Here is a 20,185-nt window from a genome sequence, read left to right on the forward strand (position 1 = left end):
ACCGTGTCTTCTGATAACGGCAGCGCGAGCACGACGATCGTTGATAACGAAAGTGCGCCAGTGGTGAGTTCAATTTCTCAGAATGTTAGCGCGGAAGAAGGCGACGACCTTGCGTTCGATGTGACGCTAAGCAATACAGCGGATACGGCACAAACGTTCGCGTTCAGCTTGACGGACGGCACGACCGATAGCAGTGACTACGGCGATGTGACGTTCAGCGACGGCGTGACCCTCAACGACGACGGCACCATCACGGTTCCAGCAGGTGTTGAAAGCTTCACTGTGACGGTAGCGGGTGCAGAAGATACGGTTCTTGAAAGCGATGAAACGTTCACGTTGAGTGTGGGCGGTGTTGAGAGCACAGGCACGATCACCAATGACGATATTTACGTGAATATTGACATCGATCCTATTACTTCAGATTCAACTGTTAACGCTTCTGAAGCGTCTGGAACGGTTGTTATCACTGGTGTAGTTACTTCAGGCGATATTATTGCCTCAGGGGAAGTAACTTTGGTAATAGGAGGAGAGAGCTATACTGGAGCAGTTGATGTTTCTAATGGTACTTTTTCCATTACAGTTGATGGCTCAAGTTTAGTCCAGGACTCAGATAGAATTGTCGTTGCTAATGTTACCGTGACGAATTCTGAGGGACATGTCGGAACAAGTCAGTCCACAGAGGCGTATTTTGTTGACACATCGGCTCGCGGGTCTATTCAGGTAAATTCAATTACATCTGATGACATTGTTAATATCGAAGAAAGTACTTCTTCTATTATTGTCTCTGGTCGAGTCGGTTTTGATGCTGCTGCGGGGGATACCGTTACATTGGTCATTGGTGATACGACTTATACAACGACTGTTATGGCCAACAAAACATGGGCTGTTTCGGTCGCAGGGGAAGATTTAGCTCAAAATACTACGTTTACAGCTAAGGTGACTGGTGAAGATAGTGCTGGCAACCCATTTACAGCCACTACAACTTCAATCCACCAAGTCGACTTGTCTATTGGTTCACCGACGCTTACGTTTGAAAGCACTGGTGAGGATGAGGTTTATAATGCGGCGGAAGTCGCCGCTGGCGAAGCAGATACTATCACTGCCACCATTTCTGTTGATGGATCGGAAGTGGGGGATATCTTGACGTACAGTGTGAACGGTGCGGTCAGTACCCATGTGTTAACACAAGCTGAGATAGCTAACGGTTATGTAATCGAAGTGGCTCCAGGCGCAGAAGTAAAAGCAACGTTATCTGATTCAGCGGGTAACATGTCGGACGAAGTGAGTGCAACAGTTGCTATAGCAGACGTCAGTATCGGCACCCCTGTTATTTCATTCCAAAGTACAGGTGATGACGATATTTACAATGCAGCAGAAGTTGCTGAAGGCGAAGTTGGTACGATTACTGCGACGATTTCGCTTGGTGGTTCAGAAGTAGGGGATACTTTGACGTTTATCGTTAATGGTGTTGAGAGCATTCATACATTAACGCAAGATGATATTAACAATGGATATACTATCGAAGTACCTCCTGGTGCAGAAGTGAAAGCAACCTTGTCTGATGCTGCAGGTAATACCTCTACGCAAGCGAGCGAGATTGCAGCAGAGGCGGATCTGTCTGTCAGTGGTTTAACGTCCGACATCACGGATGCGACCAACAGTGGTTCGAACGACGACACGATTACCAACGATGCGACGCCAGACATTACGGGTGTGACGGAAGCGGGCGCGACTGTGACGATCACGTACACAGATGCGAATGGCACATCGCGCACGGCGACTGGCACAGCGGATGGTGATGGTAAGTACACTATCGCGATCGACAATGCGCTGGCCGAAGGTTCAAACACACTGAGCATCAAAGCGGTAGATGTTGCGGGCAACGAAACGACGACCACGCAAAACGTGACGGTGGATACTTCCGTTAGCGGCTTGACGTCCGACATCACGGATGCGACCAACAGTGGTTCGAACGACGACACGATTACCAACGATGCGACGCCAGACATTACGGGTGTGACGGAAGCGGGCGCGACTGTGACGATCACGTACACAGATGCGAATGGCACATCGCGCACGGCGACTGGCACAGCGGATGGTGATGGTAAGTACACTATCGCGATCGACAATGCGCTGGCCGAAGGTTCAAACACACTGAGCATCAAAGCGGTAGATGTTGCGGGCAACGAAACGACGACCACGCAAAACGTGACGGTGGATTTGGCCGCTGAGGTTCAGGACGAGCAAGTGTCCATGCTTGAAGATGGTTCTCCTATCACCATCGATATATTAGATAACGATGAGTCTGGTGCTTCTTTAGTCGAAGACAGCTTCAGCTATGACGAGTCTCTTGGCACGGTAACTTTGAATGAGGATGGCACGATTACATTTACGCCTAAGGCGAATGTGAGCGGTGACATTGAAATTCAGTACACTGTTCAAGATGCAGCGGGCAATACGTCTACGGCTACTGCAACTGTGACAGTGACTGCGGTTGCTGATGCGCCTGTTATCGCAACATCTTCTGATGATTCGTCTTCTGCACAGGGTATTAGTTATTCCTTCTGGACGGGAGTTGATTCTAGTACTTATGGCGGTAACGGTGGTACGCCTGAGCAGCTAGCTGCTTTGGTGGATTCTTACTCTTCTGTTCCACCTGTTGGTTCTGGTGTAGTCCAATCAATTCCAAATCTCGATAACATTGCTACTGGTACTCTTGCAGTTGCTACGACTTATGTTTATCTGGAAGCTGGGTCAAATTACAGTTTCACAGGCAGTGCTGACGATACTTTCTATGTCAAAGTGGGCGGAGATGTGATTGCTGAGGCCCAATGGGACAACGGTAATAGTGGTGTTGAGTCTCAGGTACTTACTGTTTCTGAATCCGGTTACTACCCTGTTGAAATTGCATATCACAATGAAGATGGTAATGGGTATGTGAATCTAGGGATTAAGATTGACGGTGGAGATAGCCAAGAGTTTGGTACAAGTACTTTGTCAATGTATCCAACCTCTGTTATCCCAGGTGTTGGCGAGGCGGTTTATGAAGACGATGGTGTAACCGTTGATCACTACCTAATGTTAAATGCAGGGTATGAAGATCAAGCAGTACAGTTGGAATCGTTCACTATCAACTTAGCTGATACAGATGGCTCTGAGTCCTTATCTACGGTGATCTCTGGTGCGCCTGCCGGTACAGTCATTACTATTGGTGATGATGAGTTTACATTTGGTGCTGACGGCACAGTGGATGTAGGTGGTATTACTGACTTTACTGATATGACGTTAGAAACACCTGAGGATTACAGTGGAGAGTTCACATTAACGTTCACTGCTACTGCTACGGAAGCTTCTAATTCTGATACGGCTGTGTCGACTAAGTCCATTGATGTAACTGTCTATGAGGTTAATGACGCACCTTCGATCTCGATTGGAGCAGGTGATACTGCTTCTATTACGGTCTCTGAAGAAGGTCTTGCCAACGCGAATGCTGATACGGATGGTTCAACCGATACTACAGATGCTGTGACTGCGTCAGGAACGTTGACGGTTTCTGACGATGGCACAAATGCAGACATCAAGATGTCATTTGTTGCTCCTGCAGATGGTTTGTATGAGTCTAATGGTGTGGACATCAAGTGGTCGATTGTGGACGGTCAACTTGTTGGTAAAGCAGGCGATGAAACTATCGTAACCATCACTGTTTCTGATGTAGTGAATGGGCAAGTGACTTATCAAGCTACTTTGACTGGGCCGATTGATCATTCTGATAGCTCTACCGAAGATACTCTAACCATCGACTTCGGTGTTGTTGCGACGGATGATGGCGATTTAGCGTCTGCTACTCAGACTGTTTCATTAGTGGTGGAGGATGATTCCCCTGAATCAACAACCACAACAGATACTATTGAACTGGTTAAAGAGTCTAGCGCCGCGTCAAGCTTCACGGTGTCTTCTATCGCTGGTGGCTTCGTTAATCCATCCTTCAGCAGTGGTGAAAACCGTACTCAACAACAAAATACGGACAGTGACAGCTACAAAGACAAATTATCTTGGGACGATGGCAGTGGTTGTGATCCAACCTCCATTGCATTGACAGATACTTCGTCTGTTGCGTCTACAGATATGGGCTCTAACATTGTGATCGGTACTTTCACGCATGTGAATACGCCAGTTAGTACCAGCTATAAGTCTTTGGATAGCACTAATCTAGAGTACAAGGTAACGGTTAACATTAATGGTGTTGCCACACTTGTGACTTTAACGGCTCAAGTTGTAGTGGATGAGACCAATAACTCGAATAATGATTCAAGTGATTACATTCAGTTATCGAATTTGAGCTCTACGACTGTAACTGTTGATGGTGTGGATTATGTGGTCAGCTTGAGTGGATTCTTGGACAGCAACGGGAATGTTATTACCCAATTCTCTACTGCTGAAGACGCAACCAGCCAATACTCTGTTGTGGCGAACGTGTCTACTTCCAGTGGTTCTGTACCAGAAAGTGACTACGGCACCATTACGGGTAATGTCAGCTTGAATGTAGATGTGGGCGCTGATGGCGGTTCCGTTGTTGCTGAGACCATTACCACTGATAAAGGTACATTAGTGGTTAAAGCTGATGGCAGTTATGAATTCACTCCAAGTGATTCGTTTGCCGGCAGTATTTCTCAAGGTTCTTCTGGAGAAGCAGTATTCACTTACCATGTGAAAGACGCGGACGGAGATACGGTTGAGAATACGTTGACATTGACTGTTAATGACGCGAACGATGCACCAGTCGCTACGGATGATGTATTGACCACATACACTGGATTGAAAGGCGAATACTTCGGCTTTAACGAGCAAATTGATGATCTGGTTGACTTCAAGTCTTTGATCGCTGGAAAAACTGCGGATGCAACCTTTATTGGTCAGAATATTAATTATCAGTACGGTACGGGTGATGTTGGTAAAGATTCTAACTTACAGAATTTCCTTGGATCTGACGCCAGCTCGCTAAGTACCGACCCTGGTAACACCTCGGATGGTGGTATTCGTCTAACTGGTTATATCTACTTAGAAGCAGGGACTTATAACTTCAAGGTTTATGCAGATGATGGGTATCAGATCACAATTGATGGTAATGCAGTCGCGACCGTTACTAATAATCAAAGTCCAAACGGTACGGTTCATAATGCGTTTACCGTTGAAGCAGACGGCTATTACAGCATTGAAATGCTATGGTGGGATCAGGGCGGTGATTACGTCTTCCAACCTACATTAAGTTCTGATGGTGGTAATACGTACTCTGTTTTAGATAGTTCATCGCTTACAACCAATCCAACGGGAAGTCAGTCCGTGACGACAACGGATGGACAGTCCATTGTTATTGATCCAAGTGTGTTGTTGTCTAACGACACGGATGCAGATGGCGATACCTTGTCTGTTACATCTGTTGACAATGTACAGCATGGCTACGCCTACATTAATTCAGCTGGCAAGATCATTTTCGTTCCAGAAGCAGGTTACACAGGCAGTGCATCATTTGATTACACGATTACGGATGGTAATGGAGCATATGACAGTGCTACCGCTACGTTAGAAGTTGATGGTGATATGAGTGGTCAGGCATCCGTTGATGTTACGATAACTAAAGTTGGCTCTGGAGATTTGCAGGACCCAACTGCTGGTGTTTCATTTGATTCTTCTGTCTTAACTAAACATTACGATCATGATTACAATAGCTGGTTTAACTTCCAGAACAAACAATATCAAGTTATTGTTGATGACGACGTAGATGGGGCGTCTATGCAGACAGGCAATGGTGATGACATTGTGACTGTAGGAGATGACGTTAAGAATAGTGGCCATATTGATACTGGTGAAGGGAATGATGTAGTGATTATTGGTGACGACATTACATCTTCTAGTTCCGTGCATCTGGGTAATGGAGATAACATTGCTAAAGTGGTAGACGATGTAGATGGTCATATCGAGTCTGGTAGTGGTAATGATACTGTCTATATTAAAGGCAACTTAAACGGCACATCCGACCTTGGCGACGGTAATGATGTCGCAGTGATTGTTGGTAGGCTGGATGGATATATCAGTGGCGGTTCTGGTACGGATTCAATATGGCTTCAAAGTTATAGCTATAACGACTGGGTCAATAACAAAGATAACATCAAGTATGACGTAGCAAACTTTGAAAATATTAAGTTCAAAGATGGAGCTGTGATCGGGGACTCAAATGCCTTTGCGACGAGTTTCACATATTCAGTATCTGTTGATATCAACGACTTGGCTTCAGGAGAAGATGTAATTAGTGTCACCATCTCAGGCGTCCCTGATGGTGCTAAGTTGCAACAAGATGGTACAGATCTAACCGTAAACTCTGACGGTACTTACACTGTCTCTGTTACATCCGGTTCTACCACCATTGACAATCTGACAGTCGTTAGTGAAACCGACTCTGATATTGCAGAGTTTGAGTTGATCGCTACAGTGACGACAGATGGCGACAACACTGGCATCGTAGGCTCTTCTGATGAAGAGGATACTGTCGGTACTGGTGGCGATGACTACTTAGTTGGCGATAGCGATGAAGATTCATTGCTAGGCGGTGCAGGTGACGATGTCTTGTTCGGTGGTGATGATGAGTCGGTTGATGTGCTGGTGGGTGGCGAAGGATCTGATATCTTTATCCTTGATAACGATACCAACCTAGGCAACGGGTTTACCCAAGATGTGTTGATGGATTTCAATGCCAGTGAAGATGCCATTGATATCTCTGATTTGTTGGACCTACCGTCAGAGACAAATTCTGAGGATATCGATGCGGTTCAAGCCTTCTTAGAAGCGAACGTGACCATCTCTGAAGATGACGAAGGTGTGAAACACCTCTCTATCGGCGAGGGAGATGAGAAGCAAGACGTTGCCACTTTTGGATCCGACAGTAACTTGGATACAGATAACAGTGGCTCGGTTGGCTCTGGCGATTCCTTAACGGTGATCTACAACAACCAAGAGTACAACATCAATCTAGACGGCTAATATCGCGTCTCATTGAGCACAAAGCAAAAAGGCCAGCAGGTGATCCTGCTGGCCTTTTCTTTTTTAAACAATTAGTTGCCCTTGTGGGAGAAAGGGTGCGTCCCTTGTTATAGTATGGGATGGATTTTTGAATAAACCGGAGAATGGTGTGAGCGATTGGCCGACGGGATTGATGGTCATTCAAGGTAACCGCCTTGAATTACTAAAAGATGTGCTGGTGTCTTGGTTAAAGCGGTATCCGCTGGAGCCTTTGGAGACGGATAAGTTTCTGGTGCAGAGTAACGGTATTGCCCAGTGGCTTCAGCAGGCGATTGCTCAAGACGAGACAGAAGGTGGCTGTGGCATTGCTGCATCCATCGATGTGTCACTTCCAGGACGGTTCATTTGGGAAGCCTATCGCTCTGCCTTTTGGTCCCTTGATACCCAGTCTCCATTTGATATGAAGCCCATGGTTTGGCGTCTGTTTCGACTATTGAACACCATTGAATCGGAAAATGCAGAAGGCCATTACGACACCTTGGTACGTTTTATGGCATCGGGCAAAAGCCGTGAACACCGCCGTTTTATCTTGGCGGAGCGAATCGCAAAATTGTACGACCAATATCAGGTGTATCGCGCGGATTGGTTGCAAGCTTGGGAAGCCGGAGCAGATGTGTTGCCGGAACGGGACAAGCCTTATGTGGTAGGACAAACCAAAGCAGTGCCTGATGATCAAATATGGCAGCCTAGATTATGGCGATATTTGGTGGCCGATATTCAAAATGACCCCCAGTTCAAAGGGGAGACGCAACAGGTGGTTAACCGTTCCGAGATCCACCAAGACTTCCTCAAGCAATGTCAGCAGGTGGATCACTTAGAAGGTTTGCCTCGCCGCGTGATCGTCTTTGGTATTTCCTCTTTACCGAACCAAACCTTAGAAGTACTGCAGGCCATTTCGTCGTTTACTCAGGTGTTATTGTTCACCATGAATCCCAGTGAATATTACTGGGGGGATCTGATCGAAGGGCGTCAATTGTTGCGCCAAGCTCATTCTCGTCGACCGATGAAAGCTGGTCGACCAAACAAAGACGTGTCTTTGGACGAAGCCCATTTGTATGGCAACCCTTTGCTCGCATCATGGGGGAAACTAGGCCGAGATTACCTTCATTCCCTAGACGAGCGTGACCAGCCGGGAGCGTATCAAGGATTCTTTGTGGACAGCAAGATTGACTTATTTGAAGCCCCTGAAGGGCAGTCCCTGTTGGCGCAGTTACAGGATGATATTTTTCAGCTCCGCAGTTTGGAAGATTGTCAGTCCCTTGGCCGTCAGGTGGACACCCAAAGGGATACCAGCCTGACGTTTATTGAAAACCACTCCCGCCAACGTGAAATAGAAATCCTTCATGACCGCTTGTTGAGTGAATTCGAGCATGCCGCAGCCAAAGGGGAGTCTCTCGAACCGAGGGACATCCTGATTATGGCCCCGGACATTAATGTCTATGTTCCTCATATTGAGGCGGTGTTTGGTCGCTTTGCTAAATATGGTGACTACGCAGATAAGCGCTTTTTGCCTTACCACGTGGCCGATCAAAGTGCCCGTCAGCAGCATCCTATCGTGGCTGCTTTTGAGTCCTTATTGGCGATTACTCAATCCCGATTTGAAGCCACCGACTTGTTGTCACTGTTAGACATTCCTGCATTGCGTGCCCGTTATCGGTTGGAGGAAGGGCATGTGGTGCAACTTAAATCTTGGATTGAACACGCCAATATCCGCTGGGGGCTATCAAAAGAACAACGTCATTCTCTGGGCTTGACCAGTGCATCGGAACAAAACACCTGGTTATTTGGCTTAAAACGAATGCTTCTGGGGTATAGCGTTGGAGCGGGTGACATCTGGCAAGGTGTCTTGCCTTATGGGGATATCGGTGGCCTAGATGCACAGACTCTCGGGCAAATGCACCGTCTGATCGATGACATCCAAGAGGTTTGGGGGGCTTTCGTAGAGCCAAAACCTTTGTTGCATTGGGCGGACAGCTTGCAAGGCCTATTGGATACCTTCTTCCTACCCAGTAATGACTCAGAACGTCGGGTGGTCACTCGTATCGAAGAGCAAATTGAAGCGCTGGAAGACCAAGTACAAGGGGCAGGTGTTGACCAAGAACCTGTGTCTGTGGATGTGATCCAAGAAACCTTTATGGGGCAATTGGACGAACCTGCTTTGAGTCAGCGATTTTTATCTGGATCAGTGAATTTCGCTACTCTTATGCCCATGCGCGCGATTCCGTTTAAACAAGTGTATTTGATTGGTATGAACGACGGGGACTATCCCCAAGTGAGTACGCCAATGGACTTTGACTTGATGGTAGGGGATTACCGACCGGGGGACCGCTCACGTCGAGAAGATGCCCGTTATTTGTTTTTAGAAGCGGTGCTCTCCGCACGGGATAAACTGGTTATTAGTTGGCAAGGACGCAGCGCTAAAGACAACAGTGAACAACCCCCATCGGTTTTGGTAGGGCAGCTTCGAGATTACCTAAATAAGGGATGGCAAAACGACTCATTGGCTGTTCAGTTGACAACAGAATACCCGATGCAGCCCTTTAGTCGTCAGTATTTTACTCAAGGGTCACCAGTATTCACCTATCAGCACGAGTGGCAGGGGATTTATCAAGGTTATGAGGCGTTAGAGAAAGGGGACGAAGCACTTCCAGATTGGCAGCCTGATGCGCCCTTGAATGCGCGCAAGTTGACGTCTTTTTATCGCTCTCCAGTGGACGCCCTCTACAGCGAGCGCCTTGATATTCGTAAGCCCAGTGAGATCGAAGAAACCAAAGTAGTGGAAAACTTTGACTCTGATGGATTAGAAGCCTGGCAAGTCCATGACCAGATGCTGAATTATGCCAAACGGCTTAATGTGACCCAGTCCAGTTGGGATGATGAAGTGGAGCGCCAATTAGAGCGTCAAATCGCCGCGGGAGAATTACACGGTGGTGCTTTCTCAGAGGTGCATCGAGATCGTTTGTTTCCAACGAAAGTAAAGCAGTTATATTTTGGTTGGAAAAAGGCCATCGGCACACTGGCTATGGTGCCTGACACCCTGCGCCAAGCAGAAATCCAGCTCACCTGTGATGGGGTAACCTTGCATTACGAAGATGATCTGGAGCGTCTCTATAAAGCTTCAGATAGGGAGTGTTTGATTCAGTTTATTATGCAAACCTCCAACGTTTACAAAGACAGCATTATCGACGAAGAAGGTGACATTAGCCGCTCCGTCACAGACAACAAATTAGGGACTAATGTGGTCTGGCGCAATGGGGTAAACGCTTGGGTGCGCCATTTGGTGGCGAACCTGGTTCATCAGCAGCCCGTGGACACACAGCTGATGACCCCGAATGGGGATTTGCGCTTTCATGGTATGGCCACTGAAACCGCTGAAAGGGTGCTAAAGGATCTACTGACAGCTTGGCTACGGGCAATGCATGATCCCTTATGTTTTGGCATTCATGGGGGGATGGCTTACTTGATTCAAGGCCGATCTAAGAAGACAGACCAAGAGCGTTTGGTAGAGGGTTACATAAATGGGGATCTGGGGAGTCCATCCAACCATTATGGGCGATTGCATATACAAGAGCCTTTAACGTCTGAACAGCTAGCACAGCTAGAAGAGCACGCTCAGTTACTCTGTGGACCTATTCTGACCAGTGTGTCACCGGAGGCGAAAGCATGAGCCATTCCACCCAGCAATTGAACCCATTGACCTTCCCCTTAGCAGGCTCCGCGTTAATCGAGGCGAGCGCGGGCACAGGTAAAACCTATACTCTGGCGTTGTTGTATCTGCGACTTGTGTTAAAGCACGGGGGAGAAAACAGTTTCACGGATTTTTTGCTGCCCCCCAATATTCTGGTTGTGACCTTTACAAAAGCGGCCACTCGGGAGCTTAGGGATCGTATTCGTGCCCGTTTGGTAGAAACGGCTGCTTATTTTCGAGCCGATGAAGAAGCCAGTACGGATATGCACCTTCGAGCCTTGCGCAAAGAGGTAGAAGCAGAAACTTCCTTGTATGCCGCCGCTCGTCGCCTTGATATTGCGGCAGAATGGATGGATGAAGCCGCAGTGTCCACGATTCACTCTTGGTGTAGCCGTGTTTTGTCGGAACACGCGTTTTACAGTGGCTTGAATTTTCAGCAAACCCTGTTAGAAAACGAAAAGCCCCTAGTGATTCAGGCTTGTGAGGACTATTGGCGAGAAAAGATCTTTACCCTAGAAGAGCCTGAGCTACGTCAGGTGCTGGCGGTTTATTCTGCTCCTATGGCGTTGCATCGGTCGATCGGTAATCTAATTTACAAGGTTCATGGCATTGCACCTGTAGGCGCAGACATTAGCGCTGAGTTGCAGGCTATCACCACTCAAAGAGCCGCAGTCATTGACTCATTAAAAGCCCAGGTCAGTGGAGCGCTGCCTACCTTAATAGAAGACTTTGAGGCTGCGGCGAAAGGTAAGTTGTTTAAGGCGGCCTCGTTGAACAAAAATCATCGGGCCAGTGTGTTCGATGGTTTGGCTCAGTGGTGTGCTAGCGAGGGCGAAAACCTTGCCTTGGTTAATAAGCTCTTTCAGGGTAAAAGCTTCGCTAAAATCGCTTTGTTGGACACTGGATTTTGGTTAGACGAAGGGACTATCCCAGTAGATCGTGGGGCGGCAGCTGTCTTAGCAAAGCTGCCTGAGGTGCTGGATCAGTTGCCTACACCTAATGAGTTTCTCATTGCCCATAGTGCCCATTGGGTCGCAGCACGGGTAGAAGAGGAAAAGGCTCAACGTGGTGTGCTCAGTCAAAATGACTTATTGGATAAGCTGGATAAAGCCCTACAAGACGAAGGTGGGGCACAATTAGCAGAGGTCATCCGTAAGCAATTCCCTGTTGCTTTAGTGGATGAGTTTCAAGACACGGATCCGGTGCAATACCGTATTTTTAATGCCATTTATCGGGTAGCGGAGCCTCATCCTGATACGGGGTTCTTTATGATTGGTGACCCCAAACAGGCGATTTATCGTTTTCGCGGTGCCGATATTTTCACCTACTTATCTGCGAAACGTGACACTGGCAATCGTCAATATACCCTGACCCACAATTTCCGCTCTTCGCCGCGATTGGTGAATGCTGTAAATGGCTTCTTTGAGCGGGCAGAGCAGGCTCATCCAAACGGAGCATTTTTATTTAGGCAAGGGCAAGAGGATCCAATTCCGTTTTTACCAGTGCAAGCCGGTAAGAAAGATGGGATTGCTTTGTTGGTAGAGGGTGAGCCTCAGGCGCCCCAAAATCTTTGGGATTTGACTCTAGAGCATGGGGAAGCCTCTGATGATTCCATCGACCGAGCGGTGGCGACCGCCTCTCAGATTGCTCATTTACTAAATCTGTCTAATGAAGATCGTGCGGCCATTGATCTGGGAGACGGACCAAGGCCTCTTCAGCCGAAGGATTTTGCTGTATTGGTGAATTCGGGTGTGGAAGCCCGAAAAATTCGCCGAGCTTTGTTCGATGTGAATGTGTCCAGCGTGTATTTGTCGGATGCGAACGATGTATTTGATACAGAGGACGCAGACGATATTTTACATGTGTTAAAAGCCATGGCAGAGCCCTTTAATAGCTTCAATTTAAGGGTCGCGTTGGGGACGCGGTTGATGGGGATGAGCCTCACGGAGTTGGATGCCCTGAATCACGATGAGATTTATTGGGAAGGCTTTATTGAGCAATTCAGACGTTACCATCACCATTGGTTTGAGTTTGGCATTATGGCGACCTTGCATCGTTTCTTTACGGAACAAATGGTGCCAGAGCGGTATTTAAATCAGCCTAATGGTGAGCGCTCGATCACGGATCTATTTCATATTTCTGAATTGTTGCAGCAAGCCTCTGAAACCATACAAGGTCAGCAGGCGTTAATTCATCACCTTGAACAATGTATTACGGCGGAAAAGTCTGGGCAAGAAAGCACTCAACAGCGCCTCGAAAGCGATGCGGACTTGGTTCAAGTGGTGACGGTACATAAGTCAAAAGGTCTTCAGTACCCCTTGGTTATGTTGCCGTATTTGGATGCTGCTCGGGCCGTAAAGTCTTCCGATTTGCCGATTGAATATCATGATGACCAAGAAAATTTGGTGTTGAGTTTTAGCCCCTCTAATGAACAGGTAGCACAGGCTGATTCGGAGCGGTTAGCAGAAGATGTGCGCAAGATTTATGTGGCCATGACCCGAGCCATTTGTGCTCAATGGCTGGCCATTGGCGATGCGGCGGGTGGTGAATTGGGAGACTTTACCTCAGCAGCCCATGCGTTATTGGGAGCATCTGCAAATCATGTGGTGGCAGCCCATCAGGAAGACTCAGAAGTCTTTTCGGTAGTGCAAGCCATGTCCAGCGTGGCTCCCTATGTGGGACTAACGGTGCCAGAGTTTTGCCCAGCGAGGCAGGTGAATGCATTGAGCATTTCCCCCTGGTGGATTGCCAGTTACTCCTCTTTGTCTTTTGGTGGCAAGGAAGGGGAATTCGAAATAGAAGCCGGCAGTCCGGAGCAGGCAATTGATGAGCAAATGCTAGACGATGATCAAGGTGAGCCCGTTACAGAGGTTGTGCAAAGCCACAAACTGATGCACAAGCTACCTCGAGGCAGCCATATGGGGACCTTTCTTCACGGTATTATTGAATGGGCTGCAGAGCAGCGAACCGAGATAAACGGTGAAAAGCGTAAGGGGTTTGCGGCCGCTCAAGGGGATGCGGACTTGCGTTTAAACATGTTGGAAAGCCGCTGTAGAAAGCGAAACCTGTCAGAGTATGCCGAGCCATTATCGGATTGGCTAGGTGACTTTTTAGGCAAAACATGGCGGTTGGATCGCATACCAGAGCAAGCACCAGTGACCTTTCGTTTAATGGATGTTCCGCCAGAGGATATGGCGGTGGAGCTGGAGTTTATGTTTAGCGCCAGTAAGGTTCAGGCCCAACATTTGGATTCCCTTGTAAGACAGCAAACATGGGACGGTCAAGAGCGTCCTGCTGCCCAATATCAGATGCTTGAGGGGATGTTTAAGGGTTTTATCGATCTCGTGGCCAAGGTGGATGGTAAATACTATGTGATCGATTGGAAGAGTAACGGTCTGGGAGCTGATGACGCCGCCTATGACGAAGCCAGTCTTAGGGATGCTCTGTTAAAAAAACGATATGACTTACAGTATGTGTTGTATCTGGTGGCTTTGCATCGCCATCTAAAAGAGCGTATTCCCGCCTACCGTTATGAGGAGCATATTGGGGGAGCCGTTTACTATTTTATTCGAGGCTACGAAAACGAGACAACCCAAGGCCTGATTATGGACAAACCGCCCAAGGCGCTCATTGAAGCCCTAGATAAGATGTTCGCTGGTGAGACAGTGGTTCTGCAACAGGAGTTGTCTTATGTTTAATCTGGAGCAGATCAAAAGCTGGGTAGATGCAGACGTTGCGCGCTATGTGGATTTTTCCTTGGTGAAGTGGTTAGTCACGGAGGACGGTGAGTTAGATGAACGACTTTTGCCTTTGTTGCTGTCTGTCAGCTACAACGCCTCCCTTGGGCAAGTGTGTATTGACCTAGACAAGTGGCTGCAACATCCATCTGGTTTTTTGCAATTCGACGAAGAGGGACAATTTGAGACTCTGCTGATGGCAGAGCAGTTGAATGGTTGGGCAAGTACTCTAAGCAAGCAGGATTTGGTTGTTGCTCTAGAAAAATCCAATGCTGTGGCGACGGGGACCACAGACGAAATCGCTGCACAGTCGTCACCGCTGGTATTCGTTCAAGAGGAAGCGTCAAGTTTTCTATATCTACGCCGTTACTGGCGAGCAGAGCAAATCATTGTGAATGGCATTGCTGATCGCTTGGATCGTGCTACGAGTGTTTCGGAACGAGACATTAGAGATTGGCTAACGGCATTATTTGGCCAAGTAAGTCAGGTGGATGACACAGATTGGCAAAGGGTAGCTTGTGGCATCGCGGCCAGTAACCACTTTTCTATCATCACTGGTGGGCCGGGGACGGGTAAAACAACCACAGTGTTGCGTTTGCTTGCTTTGTTGCAAGGGCAGCGATTGGTAAATGGTTTGTCACCATTGGCGATTCGCTTGGCCGCCCCCACGGGTAAGGCTGCTGCACGTTTGAATGAATCCATAGCGGCCAACCTAACACGCTTAGACTTGCCAGAAGTGGGACATGTGAACCCAGACGCTCTAAAACAGGTAATTCCGACTCAGGTGACAACCCTACACCGATTGCTCAAACCCAAGCCGAATTCTCGTCAATTTATCCATAATCAGTCTAACCCTTTATTGGCGGACATTGTGGTAGTGGATGAAGCGTCCATGATTGATATTGAAATGATGGCCAGTTTGTTTGAAGGCATTGAGCCTGATACCCGCGTGATCCTATTGGGAGATAAGGATCAACTTGCCTCCGTAGAAGCTGGCTATGTGCTGGGAGATCTTTGTCGCGGTGCAGCCGAGGGTCAATATACCTCCCACACGGCACAGTGGGTCGAAGACGTTGTCGGTGAAAAGATAGCACCAGATTATATTGATGAATCTGGCTCTAAGCTGAATCAAGCAGTTTGTATGTTGCGTCGCAGCTATCGCTTCGTTGAAGGGGGCGTGATTCACCAGCTGGCGTCTCTTGTTAATGAAACACAAAGGGGGTCACAAGTATCTCCAAAGTTACCAAGACTCAAAGAAATCTTTGCTTTGAGCCTAAAGCGAGCTCCCAATGGGCCTGCGTTACAATATTTAGAGCAAACTCAATTTCCAGAAGCGCCTATCAACCCTGGTGTGAAAGGGTTATTGGTAAAAGGCTATGGGGGCTTTTTAGATCAAGTGGCTGCTATGCCAAATCTCGATGCAGGTGTTGAGGCCTTCGATGAATGGGGGAAACGGGTTTTAGAGCACCACGTAGATTTTCAGTTGCTTGTTGCGACTCGCCAAGGAGAGTGGGGCGTTGCCGCCATGAATGAGAAGATCGAACAGCTGCTCTTGTCGAGCGGCAAGCTCAGGTCCGTGGCGGGATTATGGTATTTAGGCCGTCCGGTTATGGTGACCCAGAATGATTACAGTGTGGACTTAATGAATGGCGATGTAGGGATCAGCTTGTTGTATCCGGTCAATGGTGCGTTAAAGCAACGCGTCATTTTCAGTGATGGTAAAGGTGGCGTGCGTTGGGTTCTGCCAAGTCGCTTACAGAGTGTCGAAACCGTATTTGCCATGACGGTTCATAAATCCCAAGGATCGGAATTCACTCACACGGCCATGTTATTACCCAGTAGGCATTCTAACATCTTGACCAAGGAGCTGATTTATACGGGCATTACCCGTTCTAAAAAGCACTTCACTTTGATTTCAGGGGATGACCAAGTATTAGAAGCGTCAATGAATCAGCAAGTCGAGCGTAGCAGTGGCTTGAGTTTATACATTCATTGATGATGGCAAACCGAGCATAGGCATCAGCCTATGCTCGTTGTTCATGTGGATGGATTACACCCCTAATCCAATAGGGCAACTAACGCCCGTACCGCCTAAACCACAATAACCGTTTGGGTTCTTATGCAGATATTGCTGGTGATAGGTCTCCGCAAAGTAAAATGTATCTAACTTGGCGATTTCGGTGGTGATTTTATCAAACCCCGAATTGGCCAATTGCGCTTGGAAGGCAGCACGGCATTGTTCTGCTACGGCAAGAGCCTCATCGTCTAGGACATATATAGCAGAGCGATACTGAGTTCCTATGTCATTCCCTTGGCGCATGCCTTGGGTTGGATCGTGATTCTCCCAAAAAACTTTCAAGATGCCTTCTAGGCTTATTTGCGCCTTGTTGAAAATAACCTTTACCACTTCAGTGTGACCGGTTTTGCCAGTGCAGACCTCTTCGTAGGTCGGGTTAGGTGTGAAGCCGCCTGCATAGCCTACCGCGGTGACGGTCACACCAGGTGTGTTCCAAAATTTCCGTTCTGCGCCCCAAAAGCAGCCCATGGCGATATAAATCTCTTGTTCACCCTCTTTGGCTGAGCGCTTTATGTAGTCTTTTGTAACAATGTTTGTATCCTCGATGAATAATGGTTCACTTCTTCCTTCGAGGGCTTCGTTTTTACTGATTACTGACGATTTGTCTATATTTTTTAATAAGTTAATGCTCATTCTTTGTGGTTCTCTTAAAGTTAAAAATGACAGAATTATTGATATATATGATCAATAATTACAATGTATTACGTTGTGAATCAAAACGATACGCAGTATTGATGGACTTATGCTTAGCGTAGCATAAACTGAAAAAATCCAATGTAGAGTGATTATGAAATGACGGATGCAATAGTCCTTTGGGATGCGAGAGCAAAGAACGCTTCACTAGCACAATTCATAGAAGAATTGAGTTATGAGCTCGCGCGTTTCTCTCTTAGTTTCCGTGTCGTTGCTCTATCAAATGAACATGCCCCTGAAGACAATAAGATTAAGCCATCCATGAGAGCGCTTTTGGATTTGCTGCATCTTGAGTCTCCTTATCACTTAATTACTTTCGGTAGCAAAGCGAACTCCTTAGGGACGCTTCTAAGTCCTGCATTAAAGTGTCAGCTTCATACCAATCAACTTCCAAAGGAGTTAGAGAGTGATGAGAGCATTTCGACCATAGGTAAACTCACTAATTGGTTAGGTCGACATAGCAGTTGGGGAACCACTGCGAAACGAGACAGTTACTTCTATGTACCAGAGCATAGTAAAGCAGCCCCAGGTGTTTTGTATCTTGCAGAGGATGATTTTGCGAGTGTCATTGATTTGCAATTGCGTGCCGAAAAAGCCACCTCTTTAGCAATTCCGATGGACAGCTTTCCTAATTTGGAGGCTGACATATTAAATAGCTTTGGCCTGTTAACAGTCTCTTCTAACTTCATTGATGAGGGGCGTTTCATTGAAATTGCTAATGGCTATGGTATTCCTGTGTTATTGATTGCTCCTAATGGTCAGTATTATGGCATTAAAGAAGGGCGCAACGGTTGGGTGGTTCGCAGTACCCAGCAGATTCAATATCTCAACTGCCTACGAAACTGGTTTCATATGAGTAAGGACACTCGTTCTATGATTTCCTATTACTGTCGTGTAAACCAGTCCTCTCTGTCCGGTATTCGCCACTATTGTTCTATGCTCGGATACCCTGAGCGATTAGAACAACAAGATTTTCATTTTAGGGGTTGACCTTTACCGACTTCGTCCGTAGTATACGCACCTCGTTGGCGCGGGATGGAGCAGTCTGGTAGCTCGTCGGGCTCATAACCCGAAGGTCGTTGGTTCGAATCCGGCTCCCGCAACCAATGAAGTGAACAAAAATGTTAGTGATTTAGTCTTAAATCATAATCTGTCGCGGGATGGAGCAGTCTGGTAGCTCGTCGGGCTCATAACCCGAAGGTCGTCGGTTCGAATCCGGCTCCCGCAACCAATGAAGTGAACAAAAATGTTAGTGATTTAGTCTTAAATCATAATCTGTCGCGGGATGGAGCAGTCTGGTAGCTCGTCGGGCTCATAACCCGAAGGTCGTTGGTTCGAATCCGGCTCCCGCAACCAACTTGGTCACATTCAAGTTGTTGGTTCATTATGAAAATTGTTAACTATATCAATAGTTTATTTGTCGCGGGATGGAGCAGTCTGGTAGCTCGTCGGGCTCATAACCCGAAGGTCGTTGGTTCGAATCCGGCTCCCGCAACCAATTCGTAAAGTCGTGAGAATTGGTCACAGTTTTCTTTAATACATTTCAAAATTAACCGTTTAATTTCAATAGGTTACATGTCGCGGGATGGAGCAGTCTGGTAGCTCGTCGGGCTCATAACCCGAAGGTCGTTGGTTCGAATCCGGCTCCCGCAACCATTTATAAAATACTGATTCATAAGTACTTTTATAATATCCTAGATAGATCTTGCCACATTACCATTTTTCTTAGTAAGAAGACTTAGAAAGCTTTGCTTGATTTGTAATGCTTAGCGTTTTTTGTCAGTAATTCTTCAATCATTTAACCACTTCTTAATTACCTCTAAATTTATCCTGGCTTCATAATTAAAAGTTCATGTGGCGAATCCGTGACTAAATTGTGACCAAAAGCCCTATGTTAGCGTTTTTGTAGCCCTCTGTTTCTCCCTCTTTAGCTTGCACATTCTAGTATGAATTAAGGAAATTTAGTCATAGGGCATTTTTGTATCTTAAGTTTTTAATGTCGAGTGTTGTCACATGTTTTGTGTGACCATTTTGGATACAAATATACATTAATTGATGTGGCTGATTGGCCGATTTTTTACTTATAACCCACTGAAAAATATAGATTAATTGTTTCTAATTCACTTCTGTGTAAAGCTGATTGCTTCTGATTTTATTGTGACCATAACACCCATAGAGCTGACTTTTTTACTATTCGTGTTTTTCTCGGTGCGCTGTCAAAAATTATCTTCAAACATCACTATGCGATCAGGTGATTTATTGACAACTAATTGCATTGAATACACTGTGTGGAATTGAGAGTACTGTTTATTTATCCATGCTATTTGTGTTGAGGGGACAGACTATTGGATGTGACGGATGTAAAGCTTGCTGTGCTATCGAATTTAGAGCCTAGGGTTATGCCTGTGATCGAGGGGCATCGTGTTGTGGAAAGATACAGTGGGTCCTCTGATTCAATCATTCAACAACAAGTCAGAATATTAGTAGAGGGCTTTGAACAGTTTACAAAACGAGCCTTGAAAGAAGGTTCAATAAAGCGCTCTAAGGGCGTAAGTTTAAACATAAATAACTTCAAGTTTGTGTATGATCAAAGCGAAATTTCTGGAGGTTCTGTTTATATCTTCTACGTCTTGGAAGAGGCCTTACTTGGTTCTGACCTCTCTGAAGATGTTTTGGACTGGTTTACTTACTTTATTAAAGCCCTAGATACGTCTAGTTCCATAATTCATTCGAGCTCGGCTGGTTTTTACGATCATTTGGAGGTTAGACAAATTCCAACTGTTTGGACTTCCCAGACTTTACTAGACACCTATTAACGTTAAAATCTAGTTAAATAAGAGGTGTTTTATGAATCGCCACTAGTTCAGTAGACACTTCTCAGTCATCTTTTCGAACAGTTTCTCATACTCAACAGGT

General features: G+C 46.6%; 7 protein-coding genes and 5 tRNA genes. 11 read left to right on the forward strand and 1 reads right to left on the reverse strand.

Features of this window, described 5'->3' with window-relative positions; all coding sequences use genetic code 11:
• The first annotated feature begins 63 nt into the window (after positions 1-63).
• From ACFQ45_RS14175 to recD, 4 genes are all read left to right on the forward strand, one after another.
• Positions 64-7,035 carry a tandem-95 repeat protein gene (locus ACFQ45_RS14175; protein ID WP_377368826.1) on the forward strand — a complete coding sequence of 2,324 codons (6,972 nt, stop codon included), beginning with the start codon at positions 64-66 and terminating at the stop codon, positions 7,033-7,035.
• Between the two features lie 148 nt (positions 7,036-7,183).
• Positions 7,184-10,741, forward strand: coding sequence for an exodeoxyribonuclease V subunit gamma (gene recC, locus ACFQ45_RS14180; protein ID WP_377368828.1), 3,558 nt, complete (start codon positions 7,184-7,186; stop codon positions 10,739-10,741).
• A complete protein-coding gene (gene recB / locus ACFQ45_RS14185; protein ID WP_377368830.1) occupies positions 10,738-14,460 on the forward strand; it encodes an exodeoxyribonuclease V subunit beta in 3,723 nt (1,240 codons plus the stop codon). Before recC ends, recB begins: the two co-directional genes overlap by 4 nt.
• Complete coding sequence (gene recD / locus ACFQ45_RS14190) at positions 14,453-16,495, forward strand: exodeoxyribonuclease V subunit alpha (RefSeq protein WP_377368832.1); 2,043 nt, start codon at positions 14,453-14,455, stop codon at positions 16,493-16,495. The genes recB and recD overlap by 8 nt, the downstream gene beginning before the upstream one ends.
• Before the next feature lie 54 nt (positions 16,496-16,549).
• Here recD and msrA read toward each other — a convergent pair whose 3' ends face one another.
• Positions 16,550-17,209 (reverse strand): peptide-methionine (S)-S-oxide reductase MsrA, encoded by a 660-nt coding sequence (gene msrA, locus ACFQ45_RS14195; RefSeq protein WP_377368834.1) that lies wholly within the window; start codon positions 17,207-17,209, stop codon positions 16,550-16,552.
• 159 nt (positions 17,210-17,368) lie between these two features.
• Between msrA and ACFQ45_RS14200 the strand changes: the two genes are divergently transcribed.
• The 7 genes from ACFQ45_RS14200 to ACFQ45_RS14230 all read left to right on the forward strand — a co-directional run bounded on the left by ACFQ45_RS14200 (position 17,369) and on the right by ACFQ45_RS14230 (position 20,085).
• Positions 17,369-18,259, forward strand: a complete 891-nt coding sequence (locus ACFQ45_RS14200; protein ID WP_377368836.1) for a hypothetical protein — start codon at positions 17,369-17,371, stop codon at positions 18,257-18,259.
• A 39-nt stretch (positions 18,260-18,298) separates the two neighbouring features.
• A tRNA-Met gene (locus ACFQ45_RS14205) sits at positions 18,299-18,375 on the forward strand.
• A 48-nt stretch (positions 18,376-18,423) separates the two neighbouring features.
• Positions 18,424-18,500: transfer RNA gene (locus tag ACFQ45_RS14210), tRNA-Met, on the forward strand.
• A 48-nt stretch (positions 18,501-18,548) separates the two neighbouring features.
• A tRNA-Met gene (locus tag ACFQ45_RS14215) sits at positions 18,549-18,625 on the forward strand.
• A 65-nt stretch (positions 18,626-18,690) separates the two neighbouring features.
• Positions 18,691-18,767, forward strand: a tRNA-Met gene (locus ACFQ45_RS14220).
• Between the two features lie 81 nt (positions 18,768-18,848).
• A tRNA-Met gene (locus ACFQ45_RS14225) sits at positions 18,849-18,925 on the forward strand.
• A 689-nt stretch (positions 18,926-19,614) separates the two neighbouring features.
• Positions 19,615-20,085 (forward strand): hypothetical protein, encoded by a 471-nt coding sequence (locus ACFQ45_RS14230; protein WP_377368838.1) that lies wholly within the window; start codon positions 19,615-19,617, stop codon positions 20,083-20,085.
• The last annotated feature ends 100 nt before the right edge of the window (positions 20,086-20,185 follow it).

This window comes from Rhodanobacter aciditrophus (assembly GCF_042679525.1).
In the GTDB taxonomy this organism is placed as follows: domain Bacteria; phylum Pseudomonadota; class Gammaproteobacteria; order Pseudomonadales; family Marinomonadaceae; genus Marinomonas; species Marinomonas aciditrophus.

Coding starts and splice junctions, on each gene's coding strand:
- ACFQ45_RS14200 (WP_377368836.1), top strand. CDS start 17,369: ATGACGGATGCAATAGTCCTTTGGGATGCGAGAGCAAAGAACGCTTCA.
- msrA (WP_377368834.1), bottom strand. CDS start 17,209: ATGAGCATTAACTTATTAAAAAATATAGACAAATCGTCAGTAATCAGT.
- recD (WP_377368832.1), top strand. CDS start 14,453: ATGTTTAATCTGGAGCAGATCAAAAGCTGGGTAGATGCAGACGTTGCG.
- recB (WP_377368830.1), top strand. CDS start 10,738: ATGAGCCATTCCACCCAGCAATTGAACCCATTGACCTTCCCCTTAGCA.